Raw genomic sequence first — 20,603 nt, forward strand, 5'->3', positions numbered from 1 at the left:
ACGGCCTCGGTCCGCCCTGCTGCCGCGGACCTGGCGCAGGCAGCGCTGAGCCCGGCGGGTAGCCTGCCCGTCAGCCTCGGCCAGGCTACGGACCACCGCCGTCGTGCTGGGTAGGTGTCGTCACCGGCCGCTTGCGCCGGGCGGGTCTGCGGCCGGGCTACGGCGCGGGGCGGGGTGGCCCGGTCTCCGCGCGACGGGAGCGGCGGGATGACGCGGCTGCCGGCCTCAGGTCAGCGGCGGACCCGGTTCCGGTTGGGGCACGGGTTCCGGACCCGGGGGAATCGGCGACGGGGAGGGTTCGGGCGTCGGACGGGGGTCCGGAGTCGGGCCTGGGGCCGGTGGGGGCGTTGGGTCCGGAGGGGGACCAGGGACCGGTGGGGATGTCGGGTCCGGAGCCGGGGGCGGTTCGGGGTTCGGTACCGGATCGGGGTACGGCTGCGGCGGCCCGGGATCCGGGCCGGGTGTGGGTTCCGGTCCGGGGCCAGGGGTGGGTCCTGGATGGACCGGGTCCGAGTACGGGTTCGTCATGGCGTCCTCCGGCCAGTCGGTCGACGTCGGCTCTGGACTACTCCCCCGCGTACCCGACGGCGGCGCCGCCACTCACTCCCCGGCGTGAACCACCTGGTCCTGGTGGGCCGCTCGACGTGCGGTCGGTCGACGTGCGGTCTGGGGGCGGCGCCCAGTCGGGCCCACTGCACACCCTCTGCACCCACTGCTGGGACCCCTTACTCCCCTGTGCCCGGCGCGTAACTCGGATACTCGGCGATGGCCATCGCCTCGGCGCCCGCCGCCAGTCCCAGCCGGGGACTGGACAGGACCGGGATCGTGGTCGCCATCAGGTGCTGGGCCGAGGCGGTCGAGACCTGCGCCAGCACGATCACGTCCGCGTCCCTCTCCTCGTCGGCCGCTGCCGCCACCAGGCGCAGCGAGCCCTCGAGGTCGCCGGCCTCGAAGCGCTGCCAGGCACCGCCGACCAGACGGCCGCGTACCGCGACGGCGTTGCCTGCGCGGCGGGCCTCCTCCTCGATCAGGGCGGCCGTGGGGCCGAGGGTGCTCTCGACGGTGGCGAGGACGACGATCCGCGGGCCGACGGCCACCGCGGCGGAGGCCATCGGGCGGTCCACCCGGAGCACCGGCACACCGACCTCGGGGGCGGCGGCCTCGGCGACACCCCCGATGGTCGAGCAGGTGCACAGCACGACCCGCGCACCGAGATCGACGGCACGCTCCAGGGCGGCGCGCACGTCGTCCCGTACGGCGTCCGGTCCCTCGGCGCGGGCCCGGCTCAGCAGTTCCTCGTCGACGAAGTGCCGCAGCTCCAGGCCCTGGTGGTCCGCGTCGCGCAGGCCGTCGAAGACCGGGACGTGGCGGGGCGAGGTGTGCAGAAGGGCGAGCGTCACGCGTTGTTCTCTCTACTTGTCCTCGTTACCGCTCGTTCGCTCCTCGGGCTCAGAAACGGCCCGGGTGTGCCGCCAGCCACTGCTTCGCGGCGCGCAGCAGTTCGGGGTCGGCGGCCGGAGCCTCGTCGGGGTGGCGCTCGGCCCACTTGACGACGTACGGGCACAGCGGGGCGACGACGATGTTCTCGCGCCGCGCGATGGCGTACAGCTCGCGCGCCAGGGAACCCGCGATGCCCTTCCCCTCATGGGCCGGCTCGACGATCGTGTGCACGGGGACGAGGGCGCCCGCGGGCGACTCCAGCACGAAGTACTCGATGTGACCGACGACTTCACCACCGCCGCGCGCCTCCAGACGGCCCGCGGTCCGGTCGTCGCGGATCTCGATCTCGCTCATGGGCACGCTCCTGGTACGTCGGGTCAGGCCACGACGGCCTGCGGGCTACGCTCCTGGTCCGACCCCGGCACCGGCTCGGACGGGTCGGCCCCCAGAGCCACGATCCGGTTGTCGCGGTCCACGTGCACGACCCGCGGTGCGAACTCCCGTGCCTCGGCGTCGGTCATCTGAGCGTAACTGATGATGATCACCAGATCCCCGGGGTGCACCAGATGAGCAGCGGCCCCGTTGATCCCGACGACCCCGGATCCACGCTCGCCCTCGATGACGTACGTCTCCAGCCGGGCCCCGTTGGTGATATCGACGATGTGCACGAGCTCACCGGGCAACAGGTCGGCGGCGTCGAGCAGGTCCGCGTCGATGGTCACCGATCCCACGTAGTGCAGGTCGGCCTGGGTGACGGTGGCTCTGTGGATCTTGGACTTGAACATGGTGCGCAGCATGAAGAAGCTCCCGACGTGTCTGCTCCCTGCCTGCCTGTGCAGGTCAAGGGCGATCCCCGGAGCGTACAGCGATTCGCGTTTCCGGTCAGCAGCCCTGGGGTGTTCCAGGACTCACGTTGACCCGTTGCCGACCTTCCTGAATGAACCATGAGCCCTGGGAGCCCTGAGCCGCCGACTGATCGGTGACTCACGGCTCCCACCGCCCTCACGGCTCGGCGATCGAAAGGACTGGCCGGCGGTCAGCCGTTCGAGAAACGGCCCGCCTCGGCGAGGATCTGCTCCGGGTCGTCGATCGGCGGGTAGATCCAGATCGCGTTGATGTTCCGCTTGAGAGTCTTGGCCTCCTGCCCGGTCAGCGCGATCTTGCGGTTCCACCCTTCGGTGAAGACGGCGCCGGCGGGGCCGAGGTCGAGACAGGTGACGTAGGGGTCGGGGGCGAAGGGCAGCGGGGTGTTGCCCAGGAGGTCAGCCACCACGTTGTGGCCGGCGAACTTGCCCATGGGCAGGGCGTGCTGGCAGGACTGCACCGTGGAGGAGCCCTCTTCCACGGGGGCGAGCGCGGTGTCGCCCGCCGCGTAGACGCCGGGCACTGCGATGACCCTCAGGTATGCGTCCACGACGAGTCGTCCCAGCCGGTCGCGTTCGCCGGGGATCTGGGCCGTGAGTGGGCTCGCGGCCATACCGGCCGTCCACACGACGGTCGCCGCGGGGATCACTTCGCCGTCCGAGAGGGTGACGTCCCGGCAGGTCGCCGATGCCACGGTGCGCCCCAGACGTCGTTCGATCCTCAGTTCGTCGATCGCGTCGTCGATGTTCGGGCGTGGGCCGGGGCCGAGCTCCGGGCCCACGACGTCGGCGCGGTCGACCAGGACGACCCGGACGTCTTCCGCCTCGCTCTCGCGGTCGGCGATCGCGCGGAGCCGTTCGCCCAGTGCGGTGGCGATCTCCAGTCCGGTGAACCCGGCGCCGACCACGACGGCGGTGTAGCGGCCCGGAGAGGATGCGCGCTCGGGCAGCCTCCGCAGGTGGTTGTCGAGGGTGGCCGCCGCGGGAAGGGTGTCGACGTCGAAGACTTCCCGCGAGCCCGGGAAGTCGGGCTGTACGAGCTGGCTACCCGTGGCCAGCACCAGCTTGTCGTAGGCCATCTCCAGTTCCTCACCGGCGCGTCCGACGGCACGTACGGTGCGCGCCTCGACGTCGATCCCTGTGACGGTCGCCGTGACGCGGCGTACGCCGATCGGGCCGAGAACGCGGTCGAGGGCAACTCGCATACCTTCGGGGGCGTCCTCGTAGAGACGAGGGCGGATGACCAGATCGTCGCCGCCGCTGACCAGCGTCACTCGTATGTCGTCGCCGGGGCCGCCCGCCTCTCGGGCGGCGCGTACCGCTCCTGCCGCGCTCCACACGCCGGCGAAACCACCACCGATGACCAGGACATCCTTCATGAACTTCCCCATTTTCGAAATCGAAGCGAGAAGCCGGTGCTCCGTGAGCAGGGCTGTCTACCGCGGGGGCCTCCAGCAGGGCCCGCACCGCACTTCCTGGACACTAACTATCCTGGATATTCAATGTCAAGATCTATTAGCGAGGCCGCCGCTCACGTCGAACGGAATGCGCAGGTCAGCAGCCAGTACCAAGCGTCGATCCTGGACATGTAATGTCCGTATTATGCGAATGGCTAAAGGTGTCGAGTGGGCTCTGCACACGCTGCTGAACCTGGACATGATCGGAGGCGGGCCGGTGGGCAGCGGCCAGCTCGCCGAGGCCCACGGCCTCTCCCCCTCTTACCTCAACAAGCAGCTGCAACAGCTGGCCCGTGCCGGGATCGTGGCCTCCGTGCCCGGACCGCGCGGAGGGTTCCGTCTGACCAAACCCCTTGAGAGCATCACCCTCCTGGATGTGGTGGAGGCGATCGAGGGAGACACCGAGGTGTTTCACTGCACCGAGATCCGCTGCTCCGGCAAGATCGGCGAACTGTCGCCGCCGCTGACAGGCGCATGCGCCGTCAAAGCGGCCATGCGCCGGGCGGAACAGGAATGGCACCGGGCGCTGGCCGCTCAGTGTCTTGCCGACATCAGAGCGGAGCTGAACCGCTCGCCGATGGTCCGGCAAGTAGTGCGCTCCGCACTCAACTGAGCACCCGAAACGACGCGGCAGCCGCTATGGCGGGCCACGGTGCAGCCCTCACCCTCACTGCGGGGACACATCCTGGCGGAAGGCGGCTGCTGCACGCGTTGTGCAATCTACATCGAGGCGCCCACTGAAACATACCGTGTGAGGTAACACCTTGTCACATGGGGCCCGCGCCGGACCACGGCTTCCGGTGAGTGTGCCCCGGGCCTGGCAATGGTCACGGCCGCGTGTCTCGTCACCCGACTTCCTGTCACACATCAGCATGGCACCTCGGTCAATAGTGTGCATCCGTCGTGCGGCAAGGAGATCAGCATGGAATCGCGCCTCAACCACTTCACCCACCCGCTCGCGCAAAAAGTGTTGAAGCACATCAACTCTGCCAACAAGGTGGTTTCGGACTCGACACTGCCGACCGCGACCCAGGATCTGGTGAAGATCCGCGCCAGTCAGATCAACGGCTGCGGTTTCTGCACCGACATGCACACCAAGGACGCCGCTGCGGCGGGAGAGGACATACAACGCCTCCACCTGGTCGCGGCCTGGCGCGAGGCCAAGGTGTACACCGACGCCGAGCGCGCCGCGTTGGAACTGACTGAACAGGGCACCCGCATCGCCGACGCGGCCGGGGGTGTCACCGATGAGGCGTGGACGAACGCGGCGAAGCACTTCGACGAGGACCAACTCGTCGCCCTGATCTCTCTCATCGCCATCATCAGCGCCTACAACCGCGTCAACGTCATCAACAAGCAGCCCGCCGGTGACTACCAGCCTGGCCGGTTCGGATGACCGGCACCGACCGGCTGACATCGCGCCCAAGTGTTCTCGACCGTGCCCTGCCGGGCCCTTCCAAATCAGGTAGCACAGGTCCACGACACGCTTAGCATTTGGTTTCAAACCATACCGTATCGAATGAGTCGATGGCTGTGTAATGTGGTGCCATGCCCGCCGACGTTCCCCACCGAACCACTGCCTCGCGTACGACCGGCCGCCCCGGGGATGTAGGGCCTTTCGCTCTCGGCTTGCTCCTGCGCCGGGCGCACTGGCACGCGGCCACGGTGATGACGGAGGCGCTCCGGCCGCTCGGCATCGAGTTGCGGCATTTCGCCGTGCTGATCGTACTGGTCGACCGCGGGCCCACGGTACAGCGGGACTTGGCGGAGGCGACAGGGTCGGACAAAGCGGGAATCATGCGGGTGGTGGACGACCTGGAGCGTAGGGGGCTGGCCGTACGGAAGGCTGTTCCGGGGGACCGGCGGGTGCGGGCAGTGGAGATCACACCCCAGGGCGTCGAACTCTTCGACGCGGCCCATGTGGCGGCGGAGCCGCTGGCTGAGCGTCTGGTTGCCGAACTGGCCCCCGGCGAGCCCGCGCAGCTGATGGATCTGCTGACCCGATTCGCCCATCCCGCCGACGGTGAGGCGTGAGCGCGCTCGCGCAGTGACTGCCTGCCGCGTGGGGGCGTTTCGTCTCATGCAGCTTTCGCGGCGAACCGGCCCTTGGAAGCTGCGGTCATCGCCGCTACGCCCCGGCCCCCGATGGTGGTCGCGGCCCACCCAAAGGACCGAACACACCGTCGTGACACGGGAGTCAGTTGCGGGGAATCAAGGTCAACGCTGCAGACGCGAGGCGTGGCGCGCCCCGCGTCTGCAGCGTGATCCAAACGAAGGACCCTAGGCGGCGAGCCGCTCCGCGAGCTCCTTGGCCTTGGCGGTCGCGTTCTCGAAGGCGCGTTCGCGGGAGGCCTCGTAGAGGGGGACCAGCGTGGACATGGCCGGGTTGCGGGGGGCCATGGTGAGTTCCGGGACGATGAACTCGAGGTCAAGGCCGAGGGTGTCCTTGAGGACGGCCTCCAGGTAGTTCTGCACGAACTCGTAGCCCTCGCGTGGGGTACCCGGCGCGTAGGAGCCGCCGCGGCTTGCGACGACGATGACCGGGGTGCCCTGGGCGGAGGGGGTCTCGCCCGCGGTGCGGCCGAGCAGGAGCACGTGGTCCAGCCACGCTTTGAGGGTCGACGGGATCGTGTAGTTGTACATGGGGGCGCCGATCAGGACGGCGTCCGCCTGCTCCAGCTCCTCGATGAGCTTCACTCGCGCGGCGAACGCGGCGGACTGCTCCGGCGTGTGCTCGGACGGAGCGACGTAACCGGCGGACCAGGCATCGGCGGTGATGTGCGGGACAGGGTTGGCGGCGACATCGCGGTAGATCACCGTGCCCTCCGGGTGCTGCTCCTCCCAGGCCTTGCGGAAGGCGGCCGCGACCGAACGCGACGAGGACGCCTCGCCGGGGAACGCGGACGAATCGATGTGCAGCAGCGTGGCCATGGGCTTACTCCAAAGTGCGGTGCCCGAGGCGGGGAGCCAAGGGCTGACGATTCGTGTTCAGTGATAGCTAAACACGAGAAGGTATTGAATGATACTGTCGTGATCGCAACGAAGGCAATCACCTCAAGTAGCGGGGAGGCAGGCGGTCTTGGACGTCTACGAGGCGGTCACGAGTCGGCGGGCGGTGCGCGGATTCACTGACCGGCATGTCCCGAAGGAAGTCCTCATGCGCGTGCTGTCCACTGCGGCTTGGTCGCCGTCCGCGTCGAACCTCCAGCCGTGGCGCGCCTACGCGCTGACCGGCGAGCCGCTGGTCGAACTCAAGAAGCGCACCGGTGAGCGCCTGGCCGCGGGCGACCCATGGGACGAGCCGGAGTACGAGATGTACCCGGCCGTACTGAAGTCGCCGTACCACGAGCGCCGGTCCGCCTTCGGCGAGCAGCGCTACGGCTCACTCGGCATTCCGCGCGAGGACCTGGAGGCGCGCCAGAGGGCCGCTTCAGCGAACTGGGACTGTTTCGGAGCGCCGGCCGCCCTGTTCTGCTACATCGACCGCGACCTGGGCCCGGCCCAATGGTCGGACGTCGGCATGTATCTGCAGACCGTCATGCTGCTGCTCCGCGCCGAAGGTTTGCACAGCTGCACCCAGATGGCATGGGCGAAGTACCACAGGACCGTCGCGGAGATCCTCTCGCCCCAGGACGAGCTCATCCTCTTCTGCGGCATGTCGATCGGGTTCGAGGACGTCACGGTGCATCACGCCCGTACGGGCCGGGCGCCGCTCGACGAGACGGTCACGTTCGTCGACGGTCACTGACAACGGCCTCCCTGTGAAGGCAGGCCGTTGAAGTTCACTGAAGGTCGCCCTCCGCGCGCTCAAGCGCTGAGCCGTGTGCAGCTCATGTCCCGCCGCGCTGATCCCGGTTGTCCGGTCCCAGCGCCGGGGCATTGAGGGTACCGAGCATGCGGCGGAGGAGAGCGCGTACCTGTTCCTGCTCCCGGGGCAGGAACGGTTCCAGGGCCTCCTGCTCGCATGGTTCGAGCGCGGTCTCGCCCCGCAGTGCCAGCGCCTCGCCCGCGGGTGTGACGCACATTTCGATGATCTTCCCGTGAGTGGGGTGGGGACGCCGCTCGACGAGGCCACGCTCGACCAGGCTCCGCAGTCCCGCGCCCATGGACTGGGCGGTGATGCCACAGCGGCGGGCAAGTTCAGCGCCTGACATCGCCCCGTCCCGGCTCAGTCGGACGAGCGCACTGAACTGCGCCTGGGTCAGCCCGAGCGGGCGCAACGCCCGTTCGAGGCGCTGTGCGTACGCCTGCGAGAGCTGCCAGATCAGGTAGCCGACGCGCTCACCTGGATCCTTCACCGCCATCTATGTCTCCCTATGTAAGGTAGCTTATAAGGCAGCTTACACAATGAAGATCGAGGATCCATGCCCAACACTGACACCCCAAGTCAAAGTCATCCCCCTTACCCCGACCATGGACCTAGGCGGCACCGTCACCATCCAGGAGCGCAGACCGACGCCCCACCCGAACGGCCGGGTCTGACCGGTCCGCAGGCGGTGCTCAAGCCCGTGATCACGGTGCTGACGATCGGTCTCGTCTTCGTCAGCGTTTTCCTCGCCGCCTTCCATACGCCCCAGGCGCACCGACTGCCGGTGGCCGTCGCCGCATCCGACAGGACCGCAGCGCTCTTCGACGTCCGGCTGCAGCGTGTCTCGCCGGCGGGCTTCCAGATCGACCGGTACCCGGACAACGCCTCGGCCCGCCTGGCGGTTGAGCACCGCCAGGCCTATGCCGCGCTGTTGGCCGACAACGGCGATCCCAGGATCGTGTATGCGGGTGCCAACGGCCCCGCGGTGTCCGCGCTGGTGGCTCCGCTCGCCAGCCCCTGCGCCCCGGACTGCCGGCCGGGAGACGAGAAGTGGCCCGTGGTCGACATCCTTCCCCTCTCGAGCGGGGACAGCCGCGGCCTGTCGGTCTTCTATGCCTCATTCGGGTTGGTGCTCGCAGGGTTCCTCTTCGGCCAGGTGACCTACCAAGTGGCACCGCGCCTCTCGTTCGGGCAGCGCGTGAGCAGTCTGACTCTGTTCGCAGTCGTCGGCGGGCTGGCGACCGCGCTCATCACAAGTACGGCCTTCGGAGCCATACCCGGTCCCTTTCTGGGCATCGCGGGGCTTGTCGCGCTGATGGCGGGGGCTGTGGCGGCAGCCACCATCCTCTTGATCCGGATCTTCGGCCCGATCGGAGTTCTGATGGCGTCGATCTTCATGCTGGTGATGGGGAACGCCAGCAGCGGTGGCGTGCTGCCACCCGAATTTCTGCCTGGTTGGCTGAAGCCCCTCACCTCGGTCATGCCTCTAGGCGTCGGAGTCCGCGCCCTCGACGGGCTCGTCTACTTCCACCACGACGGGCTGGTCGACGGTGTGGTGGTGCTGTCGGTCTGGATCGCTCTGTGCGTCGCGGCGCTGTTCCTGCTGGACCGCATCGCCGCGTCGGCCGCGATCCTGCACGCCGCGAGAGCGTGAGGACGACCAGGGATGAGTTTGTCGGAACTGCTGAGCGTTCCGACTGTCCTGATCACACCGTGCTTTCGCAAGCTCACACTGTTTGCCGTGTGCCTGCAATGACAGCTTCACCTGCCACACCTGGACCGACGGTGTCACACATCGTATGGCTGCCCGGTCCTAGTGGGGAGACCGGTCCGCTCAGGTGCCGTGGTGAGAAAGGTGGATCATGAGGGTTTCTCGTCGCCAAAGACCAGCCTCGTCGGCGCACTTCGGCCTCAGCGAGGCGGCGTCGAGAAGACCGCCCGCGGTCCCGACATCGGCCGGATTGAGCACTCTTCCCCGGCCCGTGGCCGTGGTGGTGGGCGCCGGTGGCGTGCTCGGAGCAGCGCATGTCGGTGTCGGGTACGCGCTGGAGCAGCGCGGATTCGTCCCGGACCTGATCATCGGAACCTCGGTGGGCGCCCTCAATGGGGCCATCGCGGCGGCCCACCCCGACAGCGCCGCGCCGTGGCTGGACCACGTGTGGACCCAGTTGCGTCGCCGTGAGGTGTATCCCCTCGGCTATCTGTCCTCACGGGCCGGTATCTTCACCGATCGCGGCCTGCGTCGACTGATCGCGCGGGCTGGGCTGCCGTCGCGGATCGAGCAGCTGGCGGTCCCGTTCACCGCGGTGGCCATGGACCTGGCCACCGGGGCACCGGTGCTGCTCGACCACGGAGACCTCGAGTCGGCGCTACTGGCCAGCACGGCCATTCCTGGGATGCTGCCCCCCGTCGATCGAGAGGGCCGGACGCTCGTCGACGGCGGGGTGATCGCCTATGTCCCGGTACTGGCCGCCCAACAGGCCGGGGCGGCCAGCGTGGTGGTGGTCGCGGCCGGGCCGGAGAGCTCGCCTTTGCGCCCCACCAATCCGCGCCGACGGGCCGGAGCGGTCGCCGGCCGGGCCGGGCTACTGCTGTTGCACCACCAGATCGAGCGTGATCTGCAGGAGGTGTCCCGGCGCATCCCGACCGTCGTGCTGCCGACCGGCATCGAGAGGTGGCCCGCCCCGTGGGACTTCGGCCATTCCCAGCGGCTGATCAGCACCGCCTGCCGCGCGGCGGGGCGCTTTCTGGACGGGCTGAGCATCAATGGGCCGGGGCTGTACCGGGCCGATGATCCTTCGGCGGCATCCGCCGGCCCGGGCGAGGCGTCAACTTGTTCCACAGTGGGAGTCGACCTGTGAGTACCATCGCGTTCCTCAACATCGGCATGCACGGGCACGTCAACCCGACCCTGCCGGTCGTGGCCGAGCTTGTCCGGCGCGGCCACGCCGTCACCTACCACACCTCGCCTGCCTTCCGTGAGGAGATCGAGGCCACCGGCGCGACCGTGCACCTCTACCCCGGGGGCGACCAGCCGCTCCCCGATCCGCCGACGCCGGTCACGTGGATGGACGCGCTCGCGAGCACCGCCGTGCGCCTGCTGCCCACTGTGCTCACCGACCTGCGCCGCGACCGACCCGACCTGATCGTCCACGACAGTGCCTGTCTGTGGGGCGCGGTCGCCGCCCGCGAACTCGGGGTGCCGGCAGCCTCGTCGTTCACCACGTTCGCCCTCAACCGGCGTGTCCCCAGCCCCACCCGTGCCTCCTGGGACCTGCTGACCGCAGCGACGGCTCAGCCCCGCAGTGTCCAGGGCTACCTGCGGTCCCGCTGGGCTCTGCACCGCCGCTTCGACGCGCGGGGGTTGCCCTTGCTCGACATGGCGAACATCCGCCGACCGCTCAACCTGGTCTACACCTCACGGGCGTTCCAGCCTGCCGTCGAGGACTTCGACGAGTCGTATCGGTTCGTCGGCCCGAGCATCGGCGCCCGGCCGGTCGACCCGTCCTTCCCGGCCGATCGGCTGCAGGACCCGGTCCTGTACGCCTCGCTGGGCACGGTGTTCAACGCCGCCCCACAGCTGCTGCGAAGCTTTGCCACCGCGCTCGCCCCGCTGGGCGGCACCGTGGTCGTCTCCACCGGGCAGACTGATCCCGAGGCGCTCGGTCCGCTGCCGGCCAACGTGCTCGCCCGCCGCTTCGTACCGCAGCCGCAGGTACTGGCCCGCGCGGCGCTGTTCGTCACCCATGGCGGGATGAACAGTGTCAACGAGGCCACGTACGCGGGGGTTCCGCTGCTGGTGGTCCCGCAGGGTGCCGACCAGCCGATGGTTGCCCGGCGCGTCGTCGAGCTCGGCGCCGGCCTGTCGATGCGTACCCAGGACGTCGCAAGGGGCTCGGTGCGTGTCCTCGCTCGACGTCTGCTTCACGAGCCCCGGTTCCAACAGGCCGCGAGCACCCTGCGGGACGCCCAGCGCGAGGCGGGTGGATACGGGCGCGCCGCCGACGAACTCGAGCGATACCTGAAGGCGGCGGGCCCGGCCGGTCCGTCGGCTCCGTCGCTCCGTCACAGCGGGGCCGAGTGATGTCGCCGACCGTCGTTGTCCTGCTGCTGTTCGCCGGGGTGTCGGAGACCGCCGGGCGCATCCTGCCTCTGGTGGCGCGCAGGCCTGGTATGTCGCGGACTTTCGTGGCTGGGCTTCTGCTGCCTGCCGGCCTCGTCGAGGGTGTGGTGTTCGCGTTGTGGCCGCTGACCGCGTGGACGCTGGCCGAGCTGGTGCTGTCCTCTTCGCCACCAGGCACCGGCTTGGTGTGGACGCCGAGCCTGGTCGCCCCGCTGGTGCTCGCCGCCGTCCTCGCGTTCCCCTTGCTCGGGCCCCTTCTCCACTTCCTGCTCTTTGCGGGGGTCGGGGCCGGTCTGGTCGGCCCGCTCGCCGCGGCGAGCGGGTTGGACTGGTGGAGCGCAGCTGGTTGCGTCGCCGTCGCTGGGACCGGGCTCGGTCTCGCCGTAGAGGCCGTTCGGCGTCTTGTCGTCAGGATCAGCGCGACCGCGGCGCGGGGGTCGATCGCATGAACGACTTCTTGCTCTGGGGCGGCGTGATCGGGCCTGCTCTGCTGGCCGAAGCCCTACTGGCCCGCTACGAGGTTCTTGCCTACGGCGCCGGCTGGCGGGCCCCTGTCACCGAGCTCCCGGAGGGCGTTCCCTACGCCCGGGGTGCGGCCCCTGACAGTCCCCCCGATGCCTACCTGGTCTACCTCGACGGCATCGGCAAGCGGCGCGTCCTGGACAGCCGCGACGGCGGCCAACTGGTCAAGGCCCTGATCGCGGGAGCGCCGGAGCTACGGGTGCTGGGACAGGTGCAGCCCTACTCACCACTGGCCGACCCGCTTGCCGACCGACCGGTGTGGGCGTGGCTGCGCCGCCGCATCGGGCTGCTGCTCTTCCTGCACAACGTGGTGCAGACCTTCGTCGCCGCCGACCACCGCTACCGCCCCCTGTACAACCGGGCCGTCGGCTCCCAGATCGCCACTCAGCTCCGGCTCGCCGGCTACCGACCCGACAGCGGTGTACCCGTGGTGCTGCTCAGCTACAGCGGCGGCGCCCAGGTCGCCACCGGTGCGGTCGACGAGCTGCACACCCAGCTACGCTGCCCGCTCCTGCTGATCACGCTCGGTGGCTTCCACAACGGCGCCAACGACCTCACCCATGCCGAGCACGTGCATCGGCTCACCAGCGCGAGCGACCGGATCGAGCGGGTCGGCACCTGGATCTTCCCGCAGCGCTGGCCGCTGTTCCGCCGTAGTGGATGGAACCGGGCCGACCGCGCCGGGAAGATCACCGTGCATCGGCTCGACCCGGCCACGCACGTCGGGCCGCGCAGCTACATCAGCCCGACGGCTCAGCTGCCCGACGGCAGCAGCCACCTCGACCGCACCGCCGACACTGTGATCGCGGCCATCCGCGCCCATCTCAGTACGACCGCCGCGCCACGCCATCCATTGCCATGAGGGGCCCGGCCAGGGTGCGCAGCGTAGCGCCCTCCACGCTCGGCGACGGAGCCGACGACCCCTGCCCGAACGACAACACGGCCCGTCCCGTTGCCGCATCCCCTCGGGGGGGCGGCTCTCACGGGGCGGCGGCCGACGTCCGGGAAAGAGCAGTACCAGGGCTGAGATCCTCGCTGCCGCACTCGAACTCTTCGCCGCCAAGGGCTGGTCGAGCGGCTCGCCCCGGCCCTTGGGGTTCATATGGACCGTCTCCCCGGGAAGTAGGCAGAGGGCCGCAACCGGCAGGTCAGGGGCTGGTTTTCACCCGGGGCCGACAGCACTGTCGACGTCGAGTCCCGCGACCAGGCCGCGCAGGACGGGGCCGTACTCCGGGTGGGCGAGGGCGAACGCCATCTGGGCGACCATGTAGTCGCCCGGGTTGCCGGTGTCGTACCACCGGCCCTGGATGACCTGCCCGTACACCGCGCGGGTGGAGGCGTAGGCGTTGATGGCGTCCGTCAGGTAGACCTCGCCGGACCTGTGCTCGTACCAGCGGCGGGTCTGCTCGCGCAGTTCGTCGATGACGCCGGGGGTGACGACGTAGCCGCCGATGGCCGCGTACGACGACGGTGCGGCAGCGGGCTCGGGCTTCTCGACCAGACCGGTAATGCGCAGTTGGCCGTCCCCAAGGTCTTCCTTGAGAATGGGCACCCCGTAGCGCTGGGAGTCGGTGGGATCCATCGGCATGAGGGCCAGCACCGGGCAGCCGGTCTGTTCATACGCGCGCATCAGCTGCTGGGCGCGGGGGACCTCGGCCACGAACACGTCGTCGGGCCACAGCACGAGCACCGGCTCGTCGCTGAAGGCACGGGCCGCGTTCAGCACGGGGGTTCCGTTGCCGTACGGGCCGTACTGGTCCAGGTACGTGATGTGGCCCTGGCGGGCCAGCTCCGCGACCTCCTCCACCGCGTCCGCGTAGGCCGTCTTGCCGTCCTCGCGAAGTTGTTCGACGAGGGCGGGGTTGGGGCGGAAGTGGTCCTGGATGAGGCTCTTGCCGCCGGACACGACGATGGTGATGTCGGTGATGCCGGAGTCCACCAGCTCACGAACGGTGTGCTCGATGACCGGCTTGTCGCCGACCGGGAGCATTTCCTTGGGGATCGCCTTCGTCAGCGGCAGCAGACGGGAGCCGAGCCCGGCGGCGGGAATGACGGCTCTGCGGATCATCGGGGTCATCACGTCTCTTTCTCCGGTCGGCGGGGGACGGTCATTGACCGACGTCAGTGGCGCTCATGCTCGTCTTGCCCTCCCCCGGGAGCGGTCTTCGGTCGGAGGTGACCTGGCTGAACAGGAAGCAGCAACACGTCAGTTCACAGGGGCTGGGCACAGTCGCACCTCCGTAGTCGTCCATCGAAGTGAAGACCGTGTGAGCCGTGCTTGTGTGACAGATGTCGTCGCTTCTGTGACGCTCCCCGCTCGGTGTCACAACCATGGTGTGAGCCCTGTCGTATGTGTAGTGCGCGTCCACGGGGTCGTCGACCCCTCGACAGGAGGGACCAGGATGAGAGTCGTTGTCGCAGGGGCCACGGGGCTGATCGGCTCCAGGACGGTTACCAGACTCCGTGACCACGGTGTGGAAGTCGTGCCCGTCTCACGCCGCCATGGTGTCGACGTGATCACGGGGAGCGGTCTCGGCGAGGCCTTGCGCGATGCCGAGGTGGTGGTCGACGTCACCGACGCACCCATGCGCACCGAGGAAGCCGGACTGCGGTTCTTCCGCATCGCGACGGCCAACCTCCTGGCCGCGGCGGCCTCGGCCGGCGTCGAGCATCACGTGGTCCTGTCGGTGGCGGGAGCCGGGCGGCTGCGGTCGGGGTACTTCCTCGCGAAAGAGTTGCAGGAGTACCAGGCAGGGCAGTCTTCGATCCCTCATTCCATCGTGCGGGCCGCGCTCTCATTCGAGTCCCTTGAGGCCATGGCTCTGGCGGACACACGCCCGGACGGGGTCCACGTCGCCCCTGCGCTGATCCGTCCCGTGGCAACGGACGACGTCGCCGCCGCCGTCGCGCATGTCGCTGTAGGGCTGCCCCTGTTGGGCACGCTCGAGGTGGCCGGTCCCGAGGAGTACCGCCTCGACGACCTCACGGCGAAGCTCCTCGCCGCAAAGGGCGACGCCAGGAGCGTCGTCACCGATGCACGCGCCAGGCTCCTCGCCGCCGAAGTGGGCAAGCGCGCGCTTCTGCCCGGACCGGGCACCCACATAGGTCACACGACCTTCAGCGAGTGGCTCGCGCAGCGCTGACACGCGCGGACACGGCGCGGCCTCCCGCTCGCATCTCGTCTGGACGGCCGCCCAAGGCGGCTTGTGGCCGACGTCCGCCCTCTTCCCCGCGCCTTGACGGGAAGGGCCGCGAGGAGTGATCCGACCACCCGGCTCAACGGAGTCCTCCGCGACGAGTGAGCTCGACCGGCGCCGCCGGGCCTCTGCTCGCCGTCTGTATCGACGAGGTGGACACCGAGATTCCCTCACCCGTCTCCGGCGTGCCGCTGGAGACCGTCGTCGGTGAGGACTGGCCCGCCGAGGTCGGCGCCAGGCCGGCCCGGTTCGGCAGGCCGGCGGCACCTGCGCGCGTAGCCATTTACCCTGCCGCCCCATCTGTCGTGAACGAGGCTGCGTCTCCCCTCCCTGTCCGCCGTCCGACCCGGTGCAGTGCGCTGCCTGCTTTCGCGCTCAGTGAGCATCCGGGCAGTGGAGCGGATGTGCCCGACGAGGGCTTCCGGTCGGGCAACGGCTCCACCGGCCGCCGTACCGTCGGTCATCACACGGAGTAACTGGCACCACACCGGTTGAGCCGGAATCCGCCTTACTCGCACAATCACCGCAGGTGCAGCGATCCGGAAACGTATTACGATACCGGCCGGAGTGCGTTGATATGGGAGCTGCCATGGCGGAGAGCAGTTCAAGAGCCGGACTCCTCGGAAGGCAGAACGAGTGCCGGGCTCTCGACGACCTCATGACAGGCGTCCGGGCTGGGCGCAGTGGGGTCCTGGTCCTGCGCGGTGAGGCAGGGATCGGGAAAACCGCGCTGTTGAGATACCTCCTAGATCGTGCTGGATGCCGCACGGTCAGGGTTGCCGGCATCCAGTCCGAGATGGAGCTCTCCTACGCCGGCCTGCACCAGCTCTGCGCTCCTCTGCTGGCCGGCCTCGACCATCTGCCCCAGCCTCAACGCGACGCACTCGGCACGGCGTTCGGGTTGCGCGCCGGCCATGCGCCCGACCGGTTCCTCGTGGGCCTGGCCACTCTGAGCCTCCTCGCGGACGCCGGAGGGCACCAGCCGCTGCTCTGCCTCATCGACGACGCCCAGTGGCTGGATCGCGCGTCCGCACTGACCTTGGAGTTCGTCGCGCGTCGACTGCTCGCGGAATCGGTCGTGCTGGTCTTCGCCGTCCGCGAGCCCAACGCCGACGAGGCTCTTGGCAGCCTCCCCGAGCTCTTTGTCACGGGGCTGACCAAGCACGACTCCCGAACACTTCTCGACTCGGTCGTCACCGGGCCGCTCGACCAGCGGGTGCGCGACCGCATCGTCGCGGAGTCGCGCGGTAACCCGCTGGCTCTGCTCGAGCTGCCTCGCGGGTTGACCGCAGCGGAGCTGGCCGGCGGTTTCGGGCGTCCGGACGCATCACCGTTGTCGAGCCAGATCGAGCAGGGATTCCTCCGCCGCGTCCAGTCACTTCCGGCCGAGACGCGACGCCTGCTGTTCACCGCGGCCGCCGAGCCGGTCGGCGACGTGACGTTGTTGAGGCGTGCGGCCGAGCGGCTGGGGATCGACGCCGACGCCGCTGCGTCGCATGCCGACGCGGCGGAGCTGATCACACTCGGCACTCGGGTGCGGTTCCGGCACCCGCTGGTGCGATCGGCGGCCTATCGCGCGGCTGGCCCGAACGACCGTCGAGAGGTACACAAGGCGCTGGCCGACGCCACCGACACTCAGCTCGATCCCGATCGTCGGGCCTGGCATCTGGCCGCCGCAGCCTCGGGACCTGACGAGATGGTGGCTGCCGAGCTGGAGCGCTCCGCGGGCCGGGCGCAGGCACGCGGCGGCATCGCGGCGGCGGCTGCGTTCCTCCAGCGCTCGGCCACGCTGACGCAAGATCCTGCCCGACGTGCGCATCGCGCTGTGGATGCCGCACAGGCCAAGCTCCACGCCGGGGCGTTCGAACCGGCGGCTGCTCTCCTCGCCACAGCAGAGGCCGGCCCCCTCGACGAGCATGGGCGCGCGCGGCTCGATGTGCTGCATGCCCAGATCGCGTTCGCCCAGAACCGCGGCAGTGAGGCTCCCTCGTTGCTGCTCGCCGCCGCTCGCCGGTTCGAGCGGCTCGACGTCGCGCTCGCCCGTGAGACTTACTTGGACGCCATCGCGGCGGCGATATTCGCCGGCCGGCTGGCGCGCGGCCCAGGCCTGCGAGAGGTGGGCAAGTCTGCCCGCGGCACGCCGCCACCGCAGCCGCCGCCGCGGGTGCCCGACATGCTGCTGGATGCCATTGCCGTGCGTCTCACCGACGGTTACTCGGCTGCGGTGCCGATGATGGACCAAATCCTCGAAGCGTTCTGCGGCGAGGAGATACCCGTTCACGAAGCGCTGCGCTGGCTCTGGCTCGCGTCGGTTCTTGCTGCGGATCTGTGGGACGACGAGCGCTGGCACGTGGTCGCAACCAGTCACGTGACCATCACCCGCGAGGCCGGCGCGCTCAGCACCCTCCCCGATGTGCTCGAATCCCGCGCACACATGCACCTTCTCGCCGGGGAGCTGACGGCGGCCGCGTCGCTGATCGAGGAGGTCGGCACTGTGTGTGCGGCGACCGGGAGTACCCCGGCGCGGGTCATGCCGCTCGGCCTGGCTGCCTGGCGCGGTCGCGAGCACGAGGCCCGCACGCTGATCGACGCGATCATGACCGAGGCCATGCCGCGTGGCCAGGGAGCCGCCGTTACCGTCACACACCTCTACCACGCGGTGCTCTGCAACGGCCTCGGCCAATACACGGAAGCACTGGCTGCGGCCCAAGAGGCAGCCGCCCACCCGTGGGAGTTCGCCTCGCCTCAATGGGGCTTGGCCGAGATGGTCGAGGCGGCCGCACGCAGCGGTTCCCCCGAGCTGGCAACCGAGGCGCTCGAGCAGCTCTCGGAGACGACACAAGCAAGTGGCACGGACTGGGCGCTGGGCGTGGAAGCGCGCTCGCGGGCGCTCCTGAGCGAGGGTGACGCCGCGGAGCATCTCTACCGCGAGGCGATCGAGCGACTCGGCCGCACCCGAATCCGCGTGGAACTCGCCCGCGCACAACTCTCGTACGGCGAATGGCTGCGCCGCGAGAACCGTCGAGTCGACGCCCGTGCCCAACTGGGCCTCGCACACGAGATGTTCAGCCAGATGGGGACCGAGGCGTTCGCCGAACGCGCACGAAGCGAGCTGCAGGCCACGGGAGCGCGGGTTCGCAAACATCCCGTCGCGGCGCCCGCGGCCCTCACCCCGCAGGAAGCGCAGATCGCTCGTCTCGCCGGCGAAGGGCTCACGAACCCCGAGATCGGCGCCCAGTTGTTCCTCAGCCCCCACACGGTCGAATGGCACCTCCGCAAGGTGTTCTCGAAGCTCGGTATTTCCTCACGCAAGGAGATCCGGACCACGCAGCTCGTAGGCGAAGCCACGTCGGCCTAGGCCGCGACGTGCATGCGTTCTGCCGAGGATGTGACACAGGCAAGAAGTCACGACGGTCACGAGGGGCAATGGTGTCTGCCTGGACGTCACTGTCACAGATGAGTCGCATGGCCTGTCTTGCTGTATATGCACCCTTCCCCATCAGATGTGTCCGCTGACTCCATCGGCCGGGAGCAGCAGGACGCCTATGCGATCAGTGCCGAGTTCTACGACGTTCTGCAGTCCGAGCGGGATGGGGCGCGCGTACGCCGGCTGTACCGGGGCGATGTCAACAAAGCCCGTGCCGGCGTACTGGATGTGGGCGCCGGCACGGGATGTGCCACGCTGATGAGCCTCATGGAGTCGCAGGTCTCCGTGCATTCCGTCGAGCCCACGCGTTCCATGCGTTCCGCTTTGATGACGCGTCTCGCATCCCTGCCCGCCGACCTGAGAATGCGGGTCACGGTCTACCCTCACCCGCTTGGCGAGGCCGGTCTGCAGGAGGTGGCCGATGTGGCGATATGCCACAACACGATCGCCTGTCTTCATCCGGCTGCGCGGCAGGGCCTGTGGCCGGCCATCGCCGAGGCACTCGTGCCGGGAGGCGTGTTGCTCGTCCAGTTGCCGCCCGCCCGCCTCCCGCATCACGAGACCACATATGTCCTTGCGCCCCAGAGGGTCGGCCGGCACGAGTACGGGGGACGCATGGTGGCGTCGGCAGACGCAAACCGGATTCGGACCCGCTTCGAGTACTGGGTACGGGGTGAGGGCGTGGTGCTGCGAGAGCACAACGAAACGTTCTGGATGTGGCCGGCTTCCCGTACGAAGGTGATCGGGGAACTGGAGAAGTGTGGGTTTGCCCCGCTGCCCGAGCGGGCCGATTCTTCCGTACTGGCGGTGCGGCGCAGGCGGCGATGACGGGTGTTGGAGAGACAGTCGCGACTGGCGATCAGCTCTCGGCGTTCCAGCCCGGCCGGAAAACGGCTACGCCGGGACTCCCGAGCTCTGGGGGTGTCACATCGGGAGTGACTCGCCGGTCAACTGGCTGTATCGGAACCGGGGCGTCGCCCACGACATGGAGGTGGACAAGACATGGCTTGTGGCCTGGTTGGTTCGATGCGTTCTGCGCGTTGCCGGGCGTCTCGCGTGGTGTGTCGGTGTGACATGCCGACGCCGGCAAACAGCGGACTTCCCGCATCTATGCAGGCTTCGCGCCCGACCGTGTACGACGGCACTGAAGGAGACGTGCGGTGACCGAGCAGATCCGGCTGCCCAATCTGTCCACCGACAAGGACTTCGACGGGGAGTTCTTCGCCCCTCTCTACACCACGACGGTGACCGTGAGCGGTGGGACAGCGAGTCACGGGCGGGCCTCGGGAAGAGCACGCTCGACCGACGGAGTCCTGGATCTCAACCTGCGCATGCCCGCCGAACTGGGGGGAGACGGCCAGGGGACGAATCCCGAGCAACTTTTCGCCGCCGGCTTTGCCGCCTGTTTCCACGGGGCGCTGAGCCTGGTGGCACGACAAGCCGCGCTCGATGCCGCCGCGATCTTTGTGGAGGCAACCGTGGCCTTCGGGCGCGACCCGGGAGACGGCGGCTACTTGTTGCGCGTCGACCTGGTGGTCAAGTGGCCCGGCATCGATCCTGAAATCGCCGCCCCGCTCCTGGAGAAGGCGGACTCGCTCTGCCCTTACGCGAGGATGGCCTGGCAGGGGACGCCGACAACCATCACGCTGGCTTCCTGACCGCCGGCCCGACTGCGTGCTGAACTGTGGGCCGTTCCAGGCTGTTTCAGCAGTCGTGGTTTGACGGACGGCCGGCACCAAACAAACATATAGATGAAAACAAATAAC

At 69.0% G+C, this 20,603-nt stretch carries 20 protein-coding genes; 13 read left to right on the forward strand and 7 right to left on the reverse strand.

Translation table 11 applies throughout. From position 1 onward, the window contains the following. Positions 1 to 725: 725 nt before the first annotated feature. The 4 genes from ABZ027_RS40870 to ABZ027_RS40885 all read right to left on the reverse strand — a co-directional run bounded on the left by ABZ027_RS40870 (position 726) and on the right by ABZ027_RS40885 (position 3,694). Positions 726 to 1,400: an aspartate/glutamate racemase family protein gene (locus ABZ027_RS40870; RefSeq protein ID WP_356777752.1), complete on the reverse strand. Its 675-nt coding sequence runs from the start codon at positions 1,398 to 1,400 to the stop codon at positions 726 to 728. A gap of 49 nt (positions 1,401 to 1,449) precedes the next feature. Then, positions 1,450 to 1,794 carry a GNAT family N-acetyltransferase gene (locus ABZ027_RS40875; protein WP_356777754.1) on the reverse strand — a complete coding sequence of 115 codons (345 nt, stop codon included), beginning with the start codon at positions 1,792 to 1,794 and terminating at the stop codon, positions 1,450 to 1,452. A 23-nt stretch (positions 1,795 to 1,817) separates the two neighbouring features. Beyond that, positions 1,818 to 2,237: an aspartate 1-decarboxylase gene (gene panD, locus ABZ027_RS40880; RefSeq protein ID WP_356777756.1), complete on the reverse strand. Its 420-nt coding sequence runs from the start codon at positions 2,235 to 2,237 to the stop codon at positions 1,818 to 1,820. Between the two features lie 239 nt (positions 2,238 to 2,476). Continuing rightward, complete coding sequence (locus ABZ027_RS40885; RefSeq protein ID WP_356777758.1) at positions 2,477 to 3,694, reverse strand: FAD-dependent oxidoreductase; 1,218 nt, start codon at positions 3,692 to 3,694, stop codon at positions 2,477 to 2,479. A gap of 217 nt (positions 3,695 to 3,911) precedes the next feature. On the opposite strand from ABZ027_RS40885, the gene ABZ027_RS40890 reads away from it, so the two are divergent. From ABZ027_RS40890 to ABZ027_RS40900, 3 genes are all read left to right on the forward strand, one after another. Continuing rightward, positions 3,912 to 4,373 (forward strand): Rrf2 family transcriptional regulator, encoded by a 462-nt coding sequence (locus tag ABZ027_RS40890; RefSeq protein ID WP_356777760.1) that lies wholly within the window; start codon positions 3,912 to 3,914, stop codon positions 4,371 to 4,373. A gap of 309 nt (positions 4,374 to 4,682) precedes the next feature. Then, on the forward strand, positions 4,683 to 5,156 hold the full coding sequence (locus ABZ027_RS40895; RefSeq protein ID WP_356777762.1) for a carboxymuconolactone decarboxylase family protein: 474 nt from the start codon (positions 4,683 to 4,685) through the stop codon (positions 5,154 to 5,156). A gap of 233 nt (positions 5,157 to 5,389) precedes the next feature. Then, positions 5,390 to 5,794, forward strand: a complete 405-nt coding sequence (locus ABZ027_RS40900) for a MarR family transcriptional regulator (protein ID WP_356777764.1) — start codon at positions 5,390 to 5,392, stop codon at positions 5,792 to 5,794. Between the two features lie 246 nt (positions 5,795 to 6,040). On the opposite strand, the gene ABZ027_RS40905 is transcribed toward ABZ027_RS40900, so the two are convergent. Next, positions 6,041 to 6,691 (reverse strand): NAD(P)H-dependent oxidoreductase, encoded by a 651-nt coding sequence (locus tag ABZ027_RS40905; protein ID WP_356777766.1) that lies wholly within the window; start codon positions 6,689 to 6,691, stop codon positions 6,041 to 6,043. A 148-nt stretch (positions 6,692 to 6,839) separates the two neighbouring features. Between ABZ027_RS40905 and ABZ027_RS40910 the strand changes: the two genes are divergently transcribed. Further along, on the forward strand, positions 6,840 to 7,508 hold the full coding sequence (locus tag ABZ027_RS40910; protein ID WP_356777768.1) for a nitroreductase: 669 nt from the start codon (positions 6,840 to 6,842) through the stop codon (positions 7,506 to 7,508). An 82-nt stretch (positions 7,509 to 7,590) separates the two neighbouring features. Here ABZ027_RS40910 and ABZ027_RS40915 read toward each other — a convergent pair whose 3' ends face one another. After that, entirely contained in the window at positions 7,591 to 8,064 is a 474-nt protein-coding gene (locus ABZ027_RS40915) for a MarR family transcriptional regulator (RefSeq protein WP_356777770.1), read from the reverse strand. 204 nt (positions 8,065 to 8,268) lie between these two features. Between ABZ027_RS40915 and ABZ027_RS40920 the strand changes: the two genes are divergently transcribed. The 5 genes from ABZ027_RS40920 to ABZ027_RS40940 all read left to right on the forward strand — a co-directional run bounded on the left by ABZ027_RS40920 (position 8,269) and on the right by ABZ027_RS40940 (position 13,075). Next, positions 8,269 to 9,222, forward strand: a complete 954-nt coding sequence (locus ABZ027_RS40920) for an ABC transporter permease (RefSeq protein WP_356777772.1) — start codon at positions 8,269 to 8,271, stop codon at positions 9,220 to 9,222. A gap of 307 nt (positions 9,223 to 9,529) precedes the next feature. Further along, positions 9,530 to 10,429 carry a patatin-like phospholipase family protein gene (locus ABZ027_RS40925; RefSeq protein WP_356777774.1) on the forward strand — a complete coding sequence of 300 codons (900 nt, stop codon included), beginning with the start codon at positions 9,530 to 9,532 and terminating at the stop codon, positions 10,427 to 10,429. After that, positions 10,426 to 11,652 carry a macrolide family glycosyltransferase gene (locus ABZ027_RS40930; RefSeq protein ID WP_356777776.1) on the forward strand — a complete coding sequence of 409 codons (1,227 nt, stop codon included), beginning with the start codon at positions 10,426 to 10,428 and terminating at the stop codon, positions 11,650 to 11,652. Before ABZ027_RS40925 ends, ABZ027_RS40930 begins: the two co-directional genes overlap by 4 nt. Next, positions 11,652 to 12,140 (forward strand): hypothetical protein, encoded by a 489-nt coding sequence (locus tag ABZ027_RS40935; RefSeq protein WP_356777778.1) that lies wholly within the window; start codon positions 11,652 to 11,654, stop codon positions 12,138 to 12,140. Before ABZ027_RS40930 ends, ABZ027_RS40935 begins: the two co-directional genes overlap by 1 nt. After that, the gene (locus ABZ027_RS40940) at positions 12,137 to 13,075 is read left to right on the forward strand and encodes a hypothetical protein (protein WP_356777780.1); all 939 of its coding nucleotides are present in this window, start codon (positions 12,137 to 12,139) and stop codon (positions 13,073 to 13,075) included. Before ABZ027_RS40935 ends, ABZ027_RS40940 begins: the two co-directional genes overlap by 4 nt. 300 nt (positions 13,076 to 13,375) lie before the next feature. Here ABZ027_RS40940 and ABZ027_RS40945 read toward each other — a convergent pair whose 3' ends face one another. After that, positions 13,376 to 14,290: a UTP--glucose-1-phosphate uridylyltransferase gene (locus ABZ027_RS40945; RefSeq protein ID WP_356777782.1), complete on the reverse strand. Its 915-nt coding sequence runs from the start codon at positions 14,288 to 14,290 to the stop codon at positions 13,376 to 13,378. 325 nt (positions 14,291 to 14,615) lie between these two features. Here ABZ027_RS40945 and ABZ027_RS40950 point away from each other — a divergent pair, with 325 nt between their 5' ends. From ABZ027_RS40950 to ABZ027_RS40965, 4 genes are all read left to right on the forward strand, one after another. Further along, complete coding sequence (locus tag ABZ027_RS40950) at positions 14,616 to 15,356, forward strand: SDR family oxidoreductase (protein ID WP_356777784.1); 741 nt, start codon at positions 14,616 to 14,618, stop codon at positions 15,354 to 15,356. Between the two features lie 643 nt (positions 15,357 to 15,999). Then, positions 16,000 to 18,768, forward strand: a complete 2,769-nt coding sequence (locus ABZ027_RS40955; protein WP_356777786.1) for an AAA family ATPase — start codon at positions 16,000 to 16,002, stop codon at positions 18,766 to 18,768. Positions 18,769 to 18,915: 147 nt separating this feature from the next. Beyond that, positions 18,916 to 19,665, forward strand: coding sequence for a class I SAM-dependent methyltransferase (locus tag ABZ027_RS40960; protein WP_356777788.1), 750 nt, complete (start codon positions 18,916 to 18,918; stop codon positions 19,663 to 19,665). Between the two features lie 416 nt (positions 19,666 to 20,081). Next, complete coding sequence (locus ABZ027_RS40965; RefSeq protein ID WP_356777790.1) at positions 20,082 to 20,495, forward strand: Ohr family peroxiredoxin; 414 nt, start codon at positions 20,082 to 20,084, stop codon at positions 20,493 to 20,495. Positions 20,496 to 20,603: the final 108 nt, after the last annotated feature.

The organism is Streptomyces sp. NPDC006332, assembly GCF_040612855.1.
Classification (GTDB): domain Bacteria; phylum Actinomycetota; class Actinomycetes; order Streptomycetales; family Streptomycetaceae; genus Streptomyces.

Excerpts from the sequence above, each read along its gene's own strand:
- ABZ027_RS40885 (WP_356777758.1), bottom strand. The coding sequence starts at position 3,694 with ATGGGGAAGTTCATGAAGGATGTCCTGGTCATCGGTGGTGGTTTCGCC.
- ABZ027_RS40935 (WP_356777778.1), top strand. The coding sequence starts at position 11,652 with ATGTCGCCGACCGTCGTTGTCCTGCTGCTGTTCGCCGGGGTGTCGGAG.
- ABZ027_RS40950 (WP_356777784.1), top strand. The coding sequence starts at position 14,616 with ATGAGAGTCGTTGTCGCAGGGGCCACGGGGCTGATCGGCTCCAGGACG.
- ABZ027_RS40955 (WP_356777786.1), top strand. The coding sequence starts at position 16,000 with ATGGCGGAGAGCAGTTCAAGAGCCGGACTCCTCGGAAGGCAGAACGAG.
- ABZ027_RS40945 (WP_356777782.1), bottom strand. The coding sequence starts at position 14,290 with ATGACCCCGATGATCCGCAGAGCCGTCATTCCCGCCGCCGGGCTCGGC.
- ABZ027_RS40915 (WP_356777770.1), bottom strand. The coding sequence starts at position 8,064 with ATGGCGGTGAAGGATCCAGGTGAGCGCGTCGGCTACCTGATCTGGCAG.
- ABZ027_RS40875 (WP_356777754.1), bottom strand. The coding sequence starts at position 1,794 with ATGAGCGAGATCGAGATCCGCGACGACCGGACCGCGGGCCGTCTGGAG.
- ABZ027_RS40895 (WP_356777762.1), top strand. The coding sequence starts at position 4,683 with ATGGAATCGCGCCTCAACCACTTCACCCACCCGCTCGCGCAAAAAGTG.
- panD (WP_356777756.1), bottom strand. The coding sequence starts at position 2,237 with ATGCTGCGCACCATGTTCAAGTCCAAGATCCACAGAGCCACCGTCACC.
- ABZ027_RS40940 (WP_356777780.1), top strand. The coding sequence starts at position 12,137 with ATGAACGACTTCTTGCTCTGGGGCGGCGTGATCGGGCCTGCTCTGCTG.
- ABZ027_RS40905 (WP_356777766.1), bottom strand. The coding sequence starts at position 6,691 with ATGGCCACGCTGCTGCACATCGATTCGTCCGCGTTCCCCGGCGAGGCG.
- ABZ027_RS40890 (WP_356777760.1), top strand. The coding sequence starts at position 3,912 with ATGGCTAAAGGTGTCGAGTGGGCTCTGCACACGCTGCTGAACCTGGAC.